At 66.7% G+C, this 18,841-nt stretch carries 10 protein-coding genes; 3 read left to right on the top strand and 7 right to left on the bottom strand.

Annotation, left to right across the window (positions count from 1 at the left end; all coding sequences use genetic code 11):
- The 7 genes from OIU93_RS13470 to OIU93_RS13440 form a co-directional block, all read right to left on the bottom strand.
- The coding region (locus tag OIU93_RS13470; RefSeq protein ID WP_264270582.1) for a hypothetical protein at positions 1-535 on the bottom strand (535 nt) is incomplete at its 3' end.
- 410 nt (positions 536-945) lie between these two features.
- A complete protein-coding gene (locus tag OIU93_RS13465; RefSeq protein WP_264270581.1) occupies positions 946-1,743 on the bottom strand; it encodes a hypothetical protein in 798 nt (265 codons plus the stop codon).
- Between the two features lie 27 nt (positions 1,744-1,770).
- Positions 1,771-7,263: a DUF6531 domain-containing protein gene (locus OIU93_RS13460; protein ID WP_264270580.1), complete on the bottom strand. Its 5,493-nt coding sequence runs from the start codon at positions 7,261-7,263 to the stop codon at positions 1,771-1,773.
- A gap of 148 nt (positions 7,264-7,411) precedes the next feature.
- Complete coding sequence (locus tag OIU93_RS13455; protein WP_264270579.1) at positions 7,412-7,705, bottom strand: pyrophosphorylase; 294 nt, start codon at positions 7,703-7,705, stop codon at positions 7,412-7,414.
- A gap of 412 nt (positions 7,706-8,117) precedes the next feature.
- Positions 8,118-8,903 (bottom strand): hypothetical protein, encoded by a 786-nt coding sequence (locus tag OIU93_RS13450; protein ID WP_264270578.1) that lies wholly within the window; start codon positions 8,901-8,903, stop codon positions 8,118-8,120.
- A 180-nt stretch (positions 8,904-9,083) separates the two neighbouring features.
- Positions 9,084-9,350 (bottom strand): hypothetical protein, encoded by a 267-nt coding sequence (locus OIU93_RS13445; RefSeq protein ID WP_264270577.1) that lies wholly within the window; start codon positions 9,348-9,350, stop codon positions 9,084-9,086.
- Between the two features lie 135 nt (positions 9,351-9,485).
- Entirely contained in the window at positions 9,486-9,767 is a 282-nt protein-coding gene (locus OIU93_RS13440) for a pyrophosphorylase (protein ID WP_071214649.1), read from the bottom strand.
- Positions 9,768-10,118: 351 nt separating this feature from the next.
- Between OIU93_RS13440 and OIU93_RS13435 the strand changes: the two genes are divergently transcribed.
- Genes OIU93_RS13435 through OIU93_RS13425 form a run of 3 tightly spaced genes read left to right on the top strand, consistent with a single transcriptional unit; the run spans position 10,119 to position 18,791 of the window.
- Entirely contained in the window at positions 10,119-13,121 is a 3,003-nt protein-coding gene (locus OIU93_RS13435; protein ID WP_264270576.1) for a hypothetical protein, read from the top strand.
- The gene (locus OIU93_RS13430) at positions 13,118-14,452 is read left to right on the top strand and encodes a hypothetical protein (RefSeq protein WP_264270575.1); all 1,335 of its coding nucleotides are present in this window, start codon (positions 13,118-13,120) and stop codon (positions 14,450-14,452) included. The genes OIU93_RS13435 and OIU93_RS13430 overlap by 4 nt, the downstream gene beginning before the upstream one ends.
- Positions 14,453-14,483: 31 nt before the next feature.
- Positions 14,484-18,791, top strand: coding sequence for an FtsK/SpoIIIE domain-containing protein (locus tag OIU93_RS13425; RefSeq protein ID WP_264270574.1), 4,308 nt, complete (start codon positions 14,484-14,486; stop codon positions 18,789-18,791).
- Positions 18,792-18,841: the final 50 nt, after the last annotated feature.

The following is an 18,841-nucleotide window of genomic DNA, read 5'->3' as shown; positions in this document are numbered from 1 at the left end:
GTTCAGTTTTGGGTTCACATACGAGACTTAGCACTCTCCGCCAGCGATTAACAGGGTCCGGGAACAAGTTCCCGGACCCTGTCTCGTTCCAAGCGTCAATTAGGACTGACTCATCTAGGCCGGGTTCCTCCGTGACGGCGGTTTCTTCTTCCACGGTCGGCAGGCTCAGATCGTCCCTACCAACCTGAACGGGAACCTGCGTTTCGACGACCGATGAATCCGCAGCCTCCGGGGAGACGGTCGTGGCAATCATTTCTGCCGTGCCCGGATCGTCTTCCGGGATCTGTGGGGCGCCAGCCGGCACATCCTGCCCCGCACTGAGAGCATCACCCGACTGCTGCACGGAATCTCGGGCCGATTCGGTGTTCCCAGCTGCCGCTGCGCTATCTCCATCGGTCGCGCCAGCCATCTGGGGGTTCTCAGTCGCGGTGATTGACCCCTCCTCTTGCGGCAAGGCTTGAGCCACCAAGGGGCTAAGCATCAGGCCCGAGGCCATCACGGTTCCGAGCAACGCAATACGAATTCGAGGTGCCATGTCAGTCCTGTCCCAGAGATTGGTGCGGTGGAAACAGGATCCGGTGCCACGTGACGTCCCCTTGGACCGTGCCCTGCAGTCAACGTGGAACATGCGCCACGTGTCAGATCAATCTATGGCAATGACAGGGTTTCGCCTAGTCACGATTTGAAAACTAATTCGTCGGGCTGACCGGGCCAGTAACCCGCTCCATCCAGGACACGAATCCGGTGCTCGAGAGCGGATAGTTTTCTGCGACGTCCTCCAATAGCCTGCTGCCAGTCCGCCATTGAATGCAAAGGACTCATGAGCCGTCGGGTGCCGGGCCGCCGGTATTCTCGCGGTTCGCCCAGACACCACAGCACGAACCTATCGGTCCGGGGTGGGAGCCATCGCCCGGGCAGCCGACGTCAATTGGCGCTGGCCGAGAATCACGAGGCCAATGGTCGTCGTTCGCACACGTCCTTTGAGGCATACCACGTCAGAGTCGGATCTGCTTGACCCGTGGAAGCAAAATGGCGCGCAGCGGCAATCGCACGCTCCACTGTTGTCGTTTCCCAGTTCTCGAACGAACCTTTCAAATCCCCGATCGCGACCTCGGTCTGGCCGTGCTCGGACCCTGGCGTTGTCATCATGCTCCACAGCCGGTCATCCGATGTGTCGGGACAGAAATAGACAACCATCGCGCCTTCCGCACCCCCACAGAAGTCCATCCGCGCACCGCCACGCATCGCGCTGACAAGCGTCCGTTTCTTGCCATCCAAGGACCGTACGCGGCCTTCGAGGGAAGTAGCGGACGGGGCCTCCTCCTCGAACAGCTTTCTCCCATCGTTCCCGGTGACCAGAAGTGCACCCGAGGCTAGTTTCTTCGCCTTCTTCTTTTTGTCAGGTCGAAAATTGGCGCCAATAATGGTTCCGGCAATCACGCATGTGAACCAAGTCAGGCCGAGGCCACCGGTTCCTCCCTGAATGCTTTGGATGTTCCGGAACCACAGCAGAACCCCAAAAAAAACGACGAAAAAAAGCAGGATTGGCAACCTGCCTTTGGCGAACATGAAGGTACCCGCGCCAGCGGCGAAGGCAACCAACAAAACCATGAGGACGATGGAAATATTGGCGTCCCACCAAATAACCGGGATCAAGAAACCACTCAGGACGCCGATCGCCGCCATCGCCATTCCGACGAAATCAGCATTCTTTGAGGAACTACGCGCCACGATTGAATTCACCTACACGATTCATATACACATCGACCATCATTTCAGACCTTCGGTGAATTGATCCACCCCAAATCCGGCGGAGCTGCTTGTAAAGGCTTCCGACCACAACCCATTGGTGTTGGTTCGCGCGACGTCAAAAGCTCCACCGAGGGTTCTGGGGTGGAAATTGGGCATTTGCCTTAATGTACTGACCCCGTTCATGCCAACGCCCGGGATCTTGTCCACCGGAATTGCAGACGCCATGCCTCCGGAGAGAGCACTCACGCCGGCGTTGCGGAGGTTAACGTCTTTTCCTCCGACAAGATCCGTTGTGATCGACCCTGCGGCGCCACCACCAGCGGAAAGACTGATCGTTGAAATCTTGGCCAGGCCACCCGTGGCCGTCTGCCCGAAGGATCGCGCGATCGACCCTCCGGCCGGGCCGGCGAGACCACCGGCCGAACCGGCCACGAAACCGCCAGCCATGGAACCGGCGAATCCCCACCCGTCCTCGATCTTCCAGTCGTTCTTCATCAGCTCCGAGGTCCCGCCAGCGATTGCGCCAAAGGAACCGTTGACGCCGGCATTTACTGAGGCAGCAGCCACGAATTTGCTTGTGTTTGACGCCGCGGCCGAGGTGGCAGCGACACGCGTCGCTCCGAATCCCACTGTCGCGGCCCGCGTGGCCAGGGCTCCTGCCCCGCCACCGACTGCACCCAAGGCGCCGGCGACTGCAACATGGCCCCAATCCACAGAGCCGTTTTGCGCCTTCTCCATGATTGTCTGGGCGCCAGCAGAAACCAGCGCCCCGCCGACCATCATGCCCACCGGCCCACCGAAGATCATCAGCCCACCACCGACAAGCACCGCAGCACCACCCGCGATATACTCCCAGTTGTCCGCGAACCAATCGCCTGCGGCTGCCATCGCACCGTTGTTGCCGTCCCGGTACGCCCGCAGTTCGTCCTCGGTGACCGGACGCAGGCCCAGCGGATCGATCGCATGCAACGGGTCGTTCCCGGCATACGAATACGGGTTTCCGGACCAACCGGAACCCACCACCGGATCCAGCGGATCAACCGACAGGAACCCGCGCGTCATCGGGTCATAGGCCCGGGCGCCGAACCAATCCATCCCGCCCACCTGCAAGCCGCCGGACGCACCCACGGCCAGCCCGGAAGGAAGGCCCGGAATCGCGTCCGATGCCATCCCCCACGGGCTGCCTGCCTTCGTCGGATGCGCACTGCGCCACCCGGCGGAAAGCACCGTGCCGCCTATCGCCGTCACGCCGCCGGGCAGTGCCACCACCGATTGGTCACCGGCGGACATCACCCGGGGAGCGACCTCCGCCGAATCCCACCACACCTCGGCGCCGTCCACGTCCGCCAACTCGCCGAGGGCGTCAACCCACAATTCGCTGCGCGAGGGAGCCCCGGAGGAGTCGTCCGCGGTCACCGCGGTCAACCAACCGCGCAAGGACCATTCAAATAACCGCACCGAGCCATCGGGCTCCACTGATTCGATCCGACGGCCCAACCCGTCGTAGGCATATGTGCTGGTCCCTGCGCCGTCCGTGCGGGAACGCAACTGGCCGGCCGCATCATAGGCAAGCTCGGCGGTGAACCCGTCAATGGATTCATTAACCAGGCGGCCGGAAAGGTCATAGCGCCACTGGGACACTAGACCGTCCCCGCGCACCGAACGCTCGAGCTGGCACGCCGCGTCATAGGAGAAACGGGTTTCGATGCCATCGGCAAGGATCGCGGCAATACGCCCGTCCCCGTCCCGGCGAATGACGGTCTCGGTCACACCCTCAACCGTTGTCGTGGTGTGGCGCACCACGACGCCTTCGGCATAGTCCCAGTTTTGGACCGCATTGCTGGCGACTGCGCCCACCATGCGTCCGGCGGCATCACGCTCGTAAGAAATCCGTCCGAAGACCGGGTGCTTCACAACCACCACGCGTCCGGCGGCGTCATGGCCGAACTCGGTGCGCGTCCCGTGCGGGTCGACCATTGCCGTGCGGTTCCCGTCCGCATCGTATTCCCATGACGGGCCGCGCCCGTCACGCAAGCGCTGGATGAGCTGCCCGCGGCGGTTGAAGCGCAGGAGTTGCTCGACCTGCACGCCGTCCTCGCGGGTGTGGTCGGTGATGCGCACGCTCCTGGAACGTGCATCCCGGTTGATCTGCATCAATGAATGCCCATCGACGCCGAGGGAGACCTGCCGCCCGGCTGCATCATAGCTCCATTCGGTGCGCCGGCCCTCCGGGTCGCACTGCCACAGCTGGCGGCCGGCCGGGTCAAAGCCCGCCGTCGTGGTCCGGCCCAGCGGATCGGTTTCCGCAACGACCTGGTCTGTCTCGTTGTAAATCCGTCGCGTGGTGGCGCCCAGCGGGTCGGTGACGGTGGTGAGGCGCCCGCGCGAGTCGTACTCAAAGCGGGTCTTGCCGCCCAGTCCGTTGACGGCCTCGATGAGTTGCCCCGCCGCATCGTAGCGGAACCTGCGTCGGCCGAAGGAGGAATCCACGGCCCGGACCATGCGTCCGGCCAGGTCGTATTCGAAGCGCGAGGTGCCGCGGCCCGGGGTATAACGGGAAACGACTCGGCCGACGGCGTCGTATTCCAGGCGCTCGATCTCCCCTCCAGGGAAGACGCGGGCCACTACGCGGGACTCGGCGTCGTATTCCAGGGTGGTGCGCGCACCGGTCGGGTCGATGCTTGCTGCCGGCCGCCCGGCGGCGTCGAATTCGAAACGGGTGACGGCCCCGCCCGGGGAACGGTGTTCGATGACCCGTCCGGCCGCGTCGCGGCGCAGCAGGGTGAGACCTCCCTCGGCGTCGACCAGTTCCACGGGGCGTCCGCACGCATCGTAGGTGGTCAGCTCGGTGCTGCCGTCCGCGCGCTCGGAGGCCACGGGGCGGCCGAACTCGTCGCAGCGCACGCTGCTGCGCTCGAACGCATCATGGACGGTGACGGTTCCGGTGGCCGCGTCAGCGGAAATCTGCTGCCGCACGCCGGTGGGGTCCACCACCGCGGTGAGCTCGCCGTTCTTGTTGTACTCGCGGGACCACGCGTGCCCCGCGGGGTCGGTGACCTGCGTCAGGCGGGCCAGCGCATCGTGGACGAAGCTCCATTGGGCGCCGTCGGGAAGCTCGAGGCCGGACACGTTGCCCAGGTCGTCGAAGCTGCGCGTAACGGCCCGCCCCAGCGGATCGACGGTTTGGGTGAGCTGCCCGTGGGAACCGTAATGCATCTCGGTGCGGGACCCGAGCGGGTCGATGACCACGGCCAGGGCTCCGCCCGGGGCGTACTCGAACTTCCACAGGGCGCCGTCCGCGTCCCGGCGGGAGCGCAGCTGTCCGTTTGCGTCATACAGGTAGGTGGTCCGGGCCCCGCCGGGGGACACCGCCTCGGTGACCCGGCCCGCGTCATCGCGGTCCAGCGTCGCGGTGTTCCCGAAGGAATTGGTGATGGTGGCCAGGTCGCCGAAGCCGTCGTAGCCAAAGCGCACGGCAACGCCGACCGGGTCGACGATCTTCTCCAGCAGGCCGTCGCGCCAGTGCAGCTGCGTGCGGCCACCCTCCGGGTCGATGACCAGGGAGGGGTTGCGGGAGGAGTCGTCGGCATATTCGTAGGTCACCAGGGCGCCGGACTCGGTCACCACGGTCACCGGACGGTCGGCGTGGTCGTAGCCGTAGGTGATGTCGGCACCGCTCGGGGTGCGGGTGCGGACCTTGCGCCCGCGCTGGTCGTAGGCATGCACCGTGAGGGCACCGTCGCGCTCGGTGACGGAGACCAGGTTGCCATATCGGTCATAGCTCATCGACTGGCGCGCGTCGTTGGCGTCGATGACGCCCACCAGGCGGCCCCGGGCATCGGCGATCCAGGCGTTCGAACGCGTCCCGTCCGCATCGGACACCACCGTCAGGCGGCCCGGCAGGTAGGCGAACCGGGTCACGCGGCCGAAGGCGGAGACCTGGGTGAGCACCCGTCCGTGCTCGTCATAGGTGTTGACCGCCTCCTCGACGCCCGCGGCGTCGGTGACAGCCTCGATGAGGCCTGCATCGTTCCAGCGATAGCTGCGCACCCCGCCCGGCCCAGCGGCGGAAATCAGGTGCCCGTTCTCGTCGTACTCGAACTCCACGCGGCGCCCGTCCGAGGCCATAAGCACGGCGATCCGATCGCCCGCGAATTCGGTGCGCACCCAACGGCCGCGTTCGTGGGCAAGCTCGGCGATGCGGCCATCATCATCCCGGCGCACCAGCAGCGCAGTCCCGGGGCCGGTGTCCGAGGACAGCCAGGTCCCGGCCGAGGTGAACACCCAGCGGGCTCCGGCATTGTCGCGCACCACGAGAACCTCGACGGAATCCGCCGCGTATTTGTCGATCTCCTCGTCATTCAGGGTTTCGCGATGCAGCCAGGAGCTTTCCCCGTCGGCCCGGTCCCATCCCTCACCGAGGCGGGGGAACCACAGGTGGCGTCCATCGGCCAGGACCATCCATGCGCCTTCGTCCTCCAGCTCGAGCCGGGTGTCGAACACCGAGGCCCAACCGGTCCCGAAAGCACCGACCCGCTCGTCCAGGGAGTTGTAGGTTCGCGTGGCCACCAGTGCCGCCGCGGCGCCCGCGAATCCGAGGTCCACCTCGGTTTCCAGGAAGTTGCCGGTGGAGGTGTTGACCGGGTCGTTGGAGTAGCCGGTCGTCGGATCGGCACCGAGGGCAAATGCCGCGTCGATGGCGATGTCCTGGCGGGTCGCCCCGACCCCTTGGGTGGCGAGGGCAGCCAAGAGCGCCGAGTCGGCCAGCCGCGAAACGTTTCCTTCGCCGCCGGCGGCAGCGAAGGCGTTGGCGATGGTCAGGGCCCACGCCACGTCCTGGTCGTTGGCCTCGAGCCACTTTTCGAAGCCGTTGACTACCCCATTGGCGTTCAGCGAGCCGTGGCTGCAGCGAGCGGCAAAGTCCGCGAGGTGGCTGCGCAAGGCCGCGGGCTTGCCCGAAAGCTCGCCATTGAGGTTCGCCGACCCGGTGGCAAAGGAGCGCAGGTCGCTGGGGCGTGCCGCGGAGACGCCGGCATTGGAACCGCCGCCCGGGGCGGGTGTCTGCCGGGCCCCGGTCACGGGGGCCGAGGCCTGGATGCTCACTTCCTGGGCCGGGGGCCCCACGGGCGGATCCTCCTCGCCGAAGACCATGTCCCAGCCCCTCAGGAGGGCGTTTTCTTGGCGCTCGTCTCGACGCTGCTTCCATTCGCGGGCCAGCCGGCGCCGTTCGTTTTCCTTGCGGGCTTCTTCCTTCAGCGACTTCGCGCCGGTGGCAGCCTCGCGCAAACGTGCCGCGAGCTCGGTCGCGTCAGCGGACGCGACGCGGGCGTTGTCGGCAAAAAGCTTTGAGAAATGCCCCTGGAACTCGGCTCCCGCCGTCGCCACCAGGGAGGACCGGGAACCCGACTGTGACTCGATGTTCGACGCCGCGAGGTTGAACGCCGAAATCAGCGCATCGGCCGTCCCGTTGTCAAACACAACGTCATGCTCAAAGACGCCTAGATCGGCCACGCAAGAACTCCCTCATCAGCCAACGGGACCGAAAGGTCCCCGAAATTCGACCCGAGGCGCCCACATGGCCCCGGAAAAACATGGGAAACGCCCCCGCCGCCACGGCGGCACCACGGCCGGCGACAATGGGGGCGAAGCCCAGAACTGGCTAGTTGCCGCCGCCCGCGGTGAAGATGTTCGTCGAGATCTGGTTCAACTGGCCACGGAGTTGCTCCAGCTCGGTGCGTGCTTTGTCCAGCGCGGCCTTCGTCTCCGGCCACGTTGAACCGCGGAACTGGGAAGCAAGTGGGCCATCCCAGACATTCGGGTCAGACAGGACCCGTCCCTGGGCATCCAACTGGCTGATCTGGTCGGTGAAGCCACCGTTGATGATCGCCTGAATCTGCTGAATGGCCGTCTTTGCCTGCTCCGTTGATAGGACACGCGACATGAAATCCTCCAAGAATCCTAGTGATGTCCCCGCGCAAACGCGCTACTAGGAGACTCGAACGAGAATAACTCTAACAAGATGACATGCCGCGTTCCAAGTAATGAGCCCATAAATTTCTCGTGTTGGCGAGAAATACAACCGCCAGACAGACACAGCCGTTTCGACTACTCACGTTGGTGTCCGTACGGTTTCGAACGACGCGAAAGCCGCCAAGGAGTGACCGTCATGCATTGGGGCATGATCGGGTAGGCGGAATGACTTGCCGATCAACGCATCAACATGAACCAACGTGCCCCTAGCACCTGTCCCCCGAATCTATTGGCAAGCGATCGGACGCCCCTGATGGCATGCCTGCCTCAGTGTCTTCGAATGCAACCCGGTGATGGCCTGACCCATCTATCCTGGATCCCTGAGGCTTCCTCGATCAGTCTGCGCGGCGGCTTGCCGACCAGACAACATCGCGCGAACGCGATCCGGTCACCGCGAAATAGCGCGCAGCCACCTGCGCTCGGCGCAACGACTCGCCTTTCGCCTGACCATCCGGCGAACCGACAGCAGTCGCTTGCCCACCCAACATCGTTTGGCCCGCAGGAAGCAGCGTGTGCCACTCCGCGGACTCGACATCGTCGGTCACATAGACCTCAACGGCGTCCGGCGCGAAACCAACAGCATCCAACCGCGCCGACCCCCGCCGAAGTGACAAGGCCGAAAAGTTGCCATTGAGATGCGCCAACAGCTCGTCGAGCTTCTCCCCCTCCGGGTCGATCTCCTCGAAGCGGTCCTTGCCGATCGCCCAAGTGGCCACGGCCCTACCCGGAACGGCCAACGGATCCGTCGGAGGATCGGGCAGAACCTCGGTCCCCTGCCTCGCCGCCCGGAGTCCACGCCCGAGGGTCATTCCGAGAACGGCACAGCCCACCAGCGCCGCAATCGTCCAAGTGATCGGCCCGAAATTGATCAACAAAACCATGGAAAGAACGATCACCAGTGGATAGGCCATCATGCGCTGGTAGGGTTCCTGCCGTGCTCCGGAAAGAAACGAGAGCAGCAGGACAACTGCAGAGAAAAGGACGACGAGAATCGGAAACGCACCAAACAAGAATGAAATCGCCAGGCCCCCAAACGCCGCAGCGAACGCAAGGACGTAACGTCCCGGCGTGGGCGCCGCCACCCGAGCAACCGGCGTCAGTCGACGCTCATCTAAAATCATGAAGCCAAGGTCCTCCAATCAGCAATCGTCGGCGATCTAAACCACGTCATTTGGGGATCGACACCGCCCTTTCGGTGGAAATACCGTACCGCAGCCAACGTTTTCTCCAGAGTCGTGGTTTCCCAGGACGCTTGAGAAAGAAGCATGTCCCCAATCATCACCTCGACCTGTCCCGGATCGCTACCGGGCGATGTCAACACGCTCCACTGAGTCCGCGAGGTGGCTGCGCAATGATGCGGGCTTGCCGGCAAGTTCACTATTGAGGTTCGCCGATCCAGTGGCGAATGACCGAAGGTCGCTGGGCCGCGCCGCGGAAACGCCCGCGTTGGCGCCTCCGCCCAGGGCGGGTGTCTGTCGCACCCCGGTCACCGGGGCCGAAGCTTGGATGCTCACTTCCAGCGCCGGAGGCCCGACGGGCGGATCCTCGGCACCGATCCACCAATCCACTGTCCGGTCGATCCAGTTTGCTTGGCGTTCGTCCCGGCGTTGCTTCCATTCCGTGGCCAGACGGCGCCGTTCGGTTTCCTAGCGGGCTTCTTCCTTCAGCGACCTGGCTCCAGCGGGGGCGAGGCCCAGAACTGGCTAGTTGCCGCCGCCCGCGGTGAAGATGTTCGTCGAGATCTGGTTCAGCTGGCCACGCAGCTGCTCCAGCTCGGTGCGTGCCTTGTCCAGCGCGGCCTTCGTCTCCGGCCACGTTGAACCGCGGAACTGGGAAGCAAGGGGCCCGTCCCACACGTTCGGGTCAGACAGGACCCGTCCCTGGGCATCCAACTGGCTGATCTGGTCGGTGAAGCCACCGTTGATGATCGCCTGAATCTGCTGAATGGCCGTCTTTGCCTGCTCCGTTGATAGGACACGCGACATGAAATCCTCCAAGAATCCTGGTGATGTCCCCGCGCAAACGCGCTACTTGGAGACCTGAACGAGAATAACTCTATCAACATGACATGGCCCACCCCAAGCAACCGAGGCATGAACTCCAGGGATCAACGTCATGAATGGATTTCGTCGCGCACCGGACCCCCTTGGTGATATGAACGCGGGGCACCTTGTCCGTTTATTCATTTCGGTGGCGTACCGCCTATTATTCAATAGGAATTTGCAAACGAAGGGACCCCAGTGGCCAGTACGCGCACACGCCAGCAGCATGTCGACACAACCAAACGCACCCGCCGACTCCGTCGTGGCGCGGGCGCGGTACTCACGGTTGCTGCCTTGGCTTTCACCACATCGTGTACCAACGCACCACAGGCCATCGACAACCCCACGAGGGTGCTGCAGTCGGTTAACGTGGATCTTGCCTCCAACGGCTCTATCTCGGCGGTGAACGGAACCGCCATCTCCGTGGACGACGCCACCGGCGGTTCCTCGAGCGCAGATACCGCCTATATTCCGGTTGAAGTCGCCAACGACCTTCCCGTTCGCGTGAGCACGCAGTACCGCACCGCGGAGAAGACCGGCACCAATCTCGAGGAGCTGGCCGGCTACACCGGCCGGATCGAGATCGGCCTGACCGTGGAAAACCTCACGGTGGCGCCCAACGACGTGACATTCGACGTCGCGGGCCAGTCCCGCACCGAACCTGCACTCGTTGGCGCACCGATGACCATTGCCGCCTCGACGGTGCTTCCCGAGGTTTCGCCCGGCGCCATCGTCGCCGAATCCGGTTCCGGCGCGGCCGGGACCAACGGCATCGTCAGCGCTTCACCCGACGGGGAGACGGTCATCCAGTGGGCAACTCTTCTGGCACCTCCGGCAACCAGCGCCAGCACCACGCTGCGGCTGGTCGCAGACGTCACCGATTTCGCCACCCCGAGCATCGACCTGGCCGTGCAGCCGGGCATGTCCACTGACCTCTCGGTGGACGGCGTGCTGGCCTCCGCATTCGACACCAGCCCCACCTCCGAGCTCGCCCTGCAGCGGCGCACCATCGACCTCATTGCCGAAGTGAATGACGTGTTGAGCCGTGCGGGCTCCACCATCACCGACGTGCGCGGCAACCTGGAGAGCACCTCACAGACCCTGGGCGTGAGCACCGCCGCCCACCTGAAGGAGAGCAGCGACTCCTTGGCCGGGACCCTCGGCGGCTTGAAGGACCAACTCGGATCGCTCAAGACAGACCTCGATTCCACTGTCACCGGCGCCGAGACCACGACCCTTGCGCAGCTTTCCCAGACCGTGAACACGGTCGACGCCATGCTGGGCGACACCTCGGTCGGCGTGCCAAAGGCAACGATCAAGGGCAACGGCTGCGCCGCCATCGTTGCACCCGCAGGCGAAACCGCGACGGTCTACTCCAGCCTCGTGCTGATGTCCGCCCAGCTGGACGGCTATGCCCGCTCGACCGCCGGTTGCCGCGACGAAGTTGCCACCGCACTGCAGAGCACCGTTGGCCCTTCCGAGCCCAACGCCGAGAACTGCGCCGTCGCATCACTGACCTGTGCGTTCCACGCTTCGTCGATCACCGTGACCGGCGCCCTGCTGAAGTTGGTGGACCAGGGCGACAAGCTGGTTGCCTCTTTGGATCCGGAGATCATCACTGGCGCGCTGGCACGCCACAGAAGCCTTTCGGATGGAATCGATGAGCTTTCCAACCAGCTCACCGCACTGGACCAGGCCGAATCCAACGGAAAAGCCAACGACGAGAAGGCCTTCGATGACGCCGTCAAGGCGCTCCGGACCACTGTCGACGACGCCGGGACACCGTTGGCCGACCTGAATGGAGACGTCGACTCCTTCGTCTTGGCCGAACAGACCAGGTTCAATGACATTCGTACCGCCAGCGAGGCCGCCGCGAAGCTGGTCAAGGGCGGCGACCACAAGCTGACCAATCCTTGGATCTACGAACCGATCGAAGAAGAAAATCCCCTGGGCGCCATGCTCGGGCGGAACAAGGACATGCTTAAGCAGAATGCGGCCATGGAAACGAAGACTGTGGACATGGACGAGCAGGCCGCTACGTTGGCCAGGGACCTTTGCACCCGGATCGAGGGAGAGGACCGCATTCCCGAGAAATTGGCCCTCGAGAAACTTCGTGCGTACGTGACTTCCGTCCCCTGTGACGACGGGACCGGCGGCAAGCTAAGGCTGATCGCCGATCCGTTGGACGAGCAATTGGCCGAGCAGAAAGCCGATCTGGCCGAGCAGAAAGCCGATCTGGCCAACCAGATCCAGGATTTGACCGACCACGCCAGCGAGCTGGAGAGGCAAGCTGGCGCTCGCGCCAAACAGGCAGAGGACCAGGCCGAGGCCTGGGATACCTGGGTAAGCAAGCAGGCCAAGATCTGGGATGACCGTGCCAAGGAGCAGACCCTGGCACTGAATAAGGTGACCTCATTGACCGATGCGCCTGTCGACGGCGAGCCGCTCAAGGAATCCATCAAGGACGCAGAGGCCAGTCTCGAGGCCATCAGCGAGAGCATCGATGAGCTGGAATTCACGGTTAAGAACGGTGGCAGCATCAAGGGCGACATCGCCAACCTGCGCAAGACGCTGGAGGCTGCCCAGGGAAGTCGGGATCGACTCGGCGAGGGCTTGCTGGTCTTGGACAAGCAGCAGGACGAGCTCGAGTCTGGCATCAAGAAGGCCTTCGCGGACACCCAGAACGCCATGACCGAAGAGATCACCGCGCTGATCGACAGCCAGATCCGCGTGGTCTCCGCCCAAGGCGCCGAAGGCAGCGACGCAGTCGTAAAGGCCTTCGACCGCTCGGTTGCGGGTCTGTCCGCGACTGCCGTCGACGTTGAGGCCAACGCCAAGACGACCGTTGACAAGCAGCACGCCGAACTAGCCAAGCAGGACGCCGGCCTTTCGGAGGCAGTCAGCAAGCAGACCGCTGCCTCGCTCGAGGGCATCGCGCAGAGTACAGGAGCCTCGACGCGGGATGTCGAGGGTGCCTCGAAGCTGCTCGCCGCCGGCCTGTCCAAGGTCATGCTCGACCTGGGCGACCGCAAGGTGAACGGGTCCGGCCTGCTCGGATCCATGGCCACCAGCGCGGCGAAGGCCGACACGGCCGACTACCAGCTGGCCCTGGCCACCAAGAACGCCCAGGGCTACGCCAACGTGCGCGCCGAGGACGTCGCCGGGATCCTGCTGCGCCAGGCACAGTTCAAGGCTTCGCTCGAGGCCGTCTCGGCCCTGCCGACCTTCCGCCTCGAGGTGCCGGCGGGCACCGCGACGCAGACGCTGTACGCCTTCCGTCTCGGAAGTGCCAAGTGAGCCGTCTCGCGACGCGCCGGAACCTGATTTCCGGCGCGGTGGCCCTTGTGGCCGTGGCCGCGATCATCGCGATGTCCGTCTTCCTGTTCCGTCCTTCCGACGCGGCCATGGGCGACCCTGTGGAGGCAAGCGTCCCGGTGGCGCTGTCCGCCGCGAACGTCCCTGCTGAGACCAAGCTCGGTGTCGTGGTGACGCTCGGGTCCAGTTCCGGCGCCGCGTGGAAGGATGCGGCACAGGGCGCGGCGGTTGCCGCGCACCGCTTCTCCCTCTCGGGCACCGCCATCGCCCTGTCCACCGCAGATGACCGCGGAACGACCGAGGGCGCACGCAAGGCCGTGGAGAAACTGGTTTCCGAGGGCGTCTCGGGGATCATCGTGGCCACCGACGGCGAGCAGGTGGACGGAGCCCTCGAGGCCGCCGCCAGCGCCGGGGTCCCGGTACTGCTGCCCTACTACGCCGACAAGGTCGATGGCGACGGTGCCGCCTGGCGCACCGCGCCCACCGAGGCCCAAGTGTCCAAGTCACTGACTTCCGCCCTGGCCGGCGCGAAGCGGACGCTGCTGATCGACGCCGGCGGCGGTGCCCCGGCATCCGTGGACGTCGCGGCGAAAATCTCCTTCGAACCGGGCGCCGATGCCGAGCAGCTCGCTGCAGATGTCGCCCGCCGCACCGGCGTGGTTGAACCGGCGAAGGCCGACGGCACCCCTGGACGCGCCCCGGTGGCCAACCCCGCCGACGCGGTGCTGCTCTCGGGCAACCCGACGCAACAGGCAACGGTCGTCCATGCCCTGCAATCGGCCAACGTCACGGTCCCGGTCGTGCTGACACCCGGGGCCACCAGCCCCGCCTTCGCCTCCCGGTTGGCCCAGGCCGGCGGCACCGCCTCCGGACGGCTCTCCACCGTCGGCCCCGACGCCGGCGACGCGGCCGCCCTGCGGCCCGATGCCTCCGGACGGGCCATGTCCGGGTTCCTCGCCGGCCTGCGGGTCCTCGCCCAGGACAAGGAAGCCAAGAACCTCACCGGCGACGTGCCCTTCAGCGAGGTCGCCAACGCCGCCGATTCGCGCAGCCACGACGCCGTGGTGGCTCTGGTGCGGGCGGTATCAACCGCCGGCAGCGGCGATCCGGCCAAGGTGGCCAAGGCACTCGGTACGCTGAAGCTTGGCCCGGCCGACGGCATCGCCGGCCCCGGACTGGACTTCACCCGGCCCGATAGCATGGACGGGGAACCGGCGGTGCTGCACTTCTCGGCCCAGGACCTGGGCTTGCGCCCGCTGGTATCCGGGAGCGGCGGACCGGCTTCCTGGTTCTCGAGCCCCGCCGCCGACTGACCCCACGTCCCAACGACGAAAGGAGCGCGCGGTGCGCGTGCTGATCCGGCTGGATGGCCAGCGACTTGACCGGGAGCTGGGAACCTTCGCTCCCGGCACGACACTCGCGCAGCTGGTCACCGCCGCAGGCGGCACCGCTCCTCCCCCCGGCTCCACGCTGTACGTGGACGCCGCTGCGGTGCCCGCCGATACCCCGTTGGAGGAGTTGCTGCTGCTGGAGGGCAGCACCATTTCGCTGGCACCCCTCCCCCGCCCCGAGCCCTTGCGCGGCTGGAGCGCCACCCTATCCGGCGGCCTGGATGCAGGTGCGGTTATTCCGCTTCCCGCGCACCGGCCGCTGCTCATCGGCCGTTCCCCGCAGGCGGATCTGGTCCTGCAGACCGAAAGCGCCTCCTGGAACCATGCCAGCCTGGAACTCGAGGGCGACGGCGTGCGGGTCCGTGACTCGGGCTCGACCAACGGAACGCTGCTGGCCGGGGAAGCGGTGGATGGGGACGGCGTACTTGTCACCGCCGGCGCCACCCTGGTCATGGGCGGAACGACGGTGCTGCTGCGGCCGGAGATCACGGAGAACCGCGCCCCGGAACCCGGGTCGCTGCACAACCTCACGCCCGCGGCCACCGCGCCGTTCAACCGGCCCCCGCGCCCCGGAAACCCGCCGGAACCCGATCCGCTGTCCCCGCCGGTGCGCAAGGACGTCCCCCCGGCCTCCAAGTTCAGCTACATCACCGTGCTGGCCCCGCTGCTGCTGGCCGGAGCCATGGTGATGATGCTGGGAGATGCCCGCTTCGCCATGTTCGCCGCGCTGAGTCCGGTCATGGCCGTGGGCATGTGGTTCGAGCAGAAGCACCGCCGCGCCAAGAACCTCAAGGAAGAGGACGAGCGCTTCACCGCTGCCCTGGCCGACTTCGCCACCGAGATCGCCGACGCGGCGGCGGTCCAGGCCACGCGCCGCCACAGCGAAATCCCCGACCCCGCCACGACCATGCGCATCGCCGCGCTGCCCACGACCGGGCTGTGGCAGCGAAGAGCCGGCTCCGCGGGATTCCTGGCCCTTAACGCAGGGATCGGCGACGTGCCCTGGGCCCCCCGGCTCGATGACCGATCCGCCCCCGTTCCCGACCGCCTGGTGCGCGAGGCACTGGAGGCCAGCCGGATCCCCGCGGCCCCCGTGCTGGTGGACCTCACCGACGCCGGCGTCGTGGGCATCGTCGGGGACCGCGCCGGAGCCTTGGCCCTGGCCAGGTCCCTGCTCACCCAGGCCGCCGTGCACGCGGGGCCCGCAGATTTGTCCATCGCCGTGTTCTGCGACCGCGGACGCCACGAGGAATGGTCTTGGGCCTCCTGGTTGCCACACACCCGGCGGCTGGGCACCGGCACCTCCGAACGCTGGCTCTCGGATGAGCGCCGGCGCAGTGCGGCACTGTTGCGCGCCCTGCGCGATGGGCTCGAGGAGTCCACCGGCGGCACCACGCTGCTGGTGCTGGATTCCGAGGTGCTCACCGAGGGCCGCGACGCCCCGGCACGCGAGCTGCTGGGCCACGGCCGCTCGGTCCCGGGACTCGGCGGCCGCGGCACGGCGCAGGGACCGAGGGTCTCGGGCATCGTGATCGCCGCCTCCGAGCAGCAGCTGCCCGCCTCCTGCACCACCGTCATCACCGTGGGAACCGACGCCGCGGCATCCGTGCACGACCTCGGCGAGCTCACGAACGTGGGCGACACGGTGTTGGCCGGCATCGGCCTTGAGGCCGCGGAACGCTGCGCCATGGACCTGGCGCGCTTCGACGACCCGGAGCTGGTGGTCCCCGGGGCCGCGCTGCCCTCCCTGGTGCGCCTGCCCGAGCTGGTCGGCATGCCGGCCAGCGACGCCGAGTCGATCCGCGCGCAGTGGGCCAAGGCCAAGGGTTTCTCCGCCCCGATCGGCACCTCCGAATCCGGGCCGATGTCCCTTGACCTGGTCAAGGACGGACCACACGGGCTGGTCGGCGGCACCACGGGTTCGGGCAAGAGCGAATTCCTGCGCTCCCTGGTCGCCGGGCTCGCCGCCCGCAACGACGCGACCCGGCTGAACTTCATCCTCATCGACTTCAAGGGGGGCGCCGCGTTCGCCGCCTGCGAGGCCCTGCCGCACACCATCGGCACCATCTCCAACCTCGACGAGCAGCTGGCCGACCGGGCCCTGCGCTCCCTCGAGGCTGAGATGGCCCGCCGCCAGCGCATCTTCGCCGCCGCCGGCGAGGACATCGACAACCTCGATGCCTACCTGGCCACCAACCCGGAAGAGCCGATGCCCCGGCTGCTGCTGGTGGTCGACGAATTCGCGATGCTGGCCAAGGACTTCCCCGAGGTGCTCTCTTCGCTGGTCTCCGTCGCCGCGGTCGGGCGAACCCTGGGCGTGCACATGATCCTGGCCACCCAGCGTCCCGCCGGCGTGGTCAACGACGACATCCTGGCCAACACCAACCTGCGCGTGGCCCTGCGCGTCCAAAGCCGCGACGACTCCTCCAACGTCATCGGCGTCCCGGCAGCCGCCGGCATTTCCCGCGCGCAGACCGGGCGGGCCTACATCAAGCTGGGGCAGGACGAGATCACCCCGGTGCAGACGGCACTGGTCACCGGGCGCGCCTCGCGGGCAGCCTCCGACGAACTGGTGCTCGATGAGATCGGGCACTTTGGCATCGCGGTTCCGCCGCGGGCCCCGGCGCCGGGAGCCGAATCCGAGGACAGCGACCTGGACGAGCTCATCGAGGCCATCAACCAGGCCCACCGGGCTGCCGGGTTCGGGGAGCCTCGGCCGGTCTGGCCCGTGGCGCTGGGCGAGCGCGTCCCGCTGGCCGGCTTCCCCGCCGACGGCACCGGCTCCGGTCCCGCCCACCGGGCCTCAACGATCCCGGTGGTGGGTTCGGTGCGCGCGCGCTGCATCGAGGTCGCGCTGAAGGACGAGCCCGAGGCCCAGCGCCAGTCCCCCGCCGGCTGGGACCTGGCCAAGGGCAACCTGCTATTGCTGGGCATCGCAGGTTCCGGCACCAGCACCACGCTGGCGTCCCTGGCCCTGGCCGCTGCGGCCGCCAAGGACCCGCGGGAACTTGACCTGCTGGTGCTGGACCTGGGGTCCCGCGCCCTGGCCCCGCTGGCGGCGCTGCCGCACACCTCCGCCTACGTGGGCACCGGACCCGGCGCCAAGGAGCAGCAGGCCCGCTTCCTGCGGCACCTGCGCACCGAGCTGGCGCGCCGGCGCGCCGACCTCGGCTCGCGCCGCGAGACGCTCGTGCTCATCGACGGGCTGGCCACGCTGCGCGACGAATTCCAGGACTACGATGGCCAGGGGCTGTTGGATGCCCTGAACCGCGCCTATGCCGACGGACCGGCCCTGGGGCTGTACTTCGCCGTGGCCACCACCCGCGCCAAGGCGGTGCCCTCGGCGATCGACGAGGTCACCATCCAGAAATGGCTCTACCGGCTGGCCGATCCCTACGACTACTCGGCCCTGGGCGTGCGCGGGAGCAACATCCCGGCTGCGGTGCCCGGGCGCTGCGTGGATGCCGGGACGCTGCGGCAGATGCACATCGCCACCCCCGGCACCGACCTGGCCGCAGCGGTGGAATCCGTCGCCGCGCGCTGGCCCGGCACCGCGCCGAAGGCCGCCGCCATCGGCCGGCTGCCCGAGGAGCTGACCGTCGCCGAACTCGGCATGCCTGCGCAACTTCAGGGCGAGCCATGGCGCTTCCCGGTCGGGTTGCGCGAGGAGGACCTGGCCCCGGGACTGCTCGAGGTCTACGAGGGCGAACACGTGCTCATTTCCGGGCCCGCACGCTCGGGCAAGTCGACGCTGTTGCTGGCCCTTGCCGAGTCGATCCGCGCCTCCTCCGCCGCCGACGGGGAGCCGGTGGCAGTGTGGGGCGCCTGCGGCCGGCGTTCCCCGCTGGCCAACGCCGGCCTGGACAAGGTGGCCGTGGGACCGGAGGACCTGCCGGCGCTGCTGGCCTCGATCCGGCTAGAGCGCGGACCCGTGGTGTTGCTGGTGGACGACGCCGAACGCTTCGAGGATTCCGATGCATCCCTGGCCAACCTGTTGGCCTCCGGGCAGCGGGTCTGCGTGATCGCCGCGGGCCGCTCAGCTGACCTGCGGGCCCTGTATGCGCACTGGACCAAGACGCTGCGCAAGTCCCGTTGCGGGGTGCTGCTGCAGCCCGACGTCGACTACGACGGGGAGCTGCTCGGCGTCACGCTGCCGCGCCGCGCCCCGGTGGCGGTGACCCCCGGCCGCGGCTACCTCTGCGTGGGCGGGACGCCGGCGTTCATCCAGTCCATGGGGCCGGGGCCAACGCCCGGCGCCTGATTCGAGCCCAAGGGATACGAATTAGACGATGCCCGGGAAGGGCCGCGAAA

The organism is Paeniglutamicibacter sp. ZC-3, from assembly GCF_025847175.2.
Classification (GTDB): Bacteria; Actinomycetota; Actinomycetes; order Actinomycetales; family Micrococcaceae; genus Paeniglutamicibacter; species Paeniglutamicibacter sulfureus.
The sequence above is the reverse complement of the archived record's forward strand: the minus strand, read 5'-3'. Positions and strand labels throughout refer to the sequence as shown.

Excerpts from the sequence above, each read along its gene's own strand:
- OIU93_RS13450 (WP_264270578.1), bottom strand. The coding sequence starts at position 8,903 with ATGATTTTAGATGAGCGTCGACTGACGCCGGTTGCTCGGGTGGCGGCG.
- OIU93_RS13440 (WP_071214649.1), bottom strand. The coding sequence starts at position 9,767 with ATGTCGCGTGTCCTATCAACGGAGCAGGCAAAGACGGCCATTCAGCAG.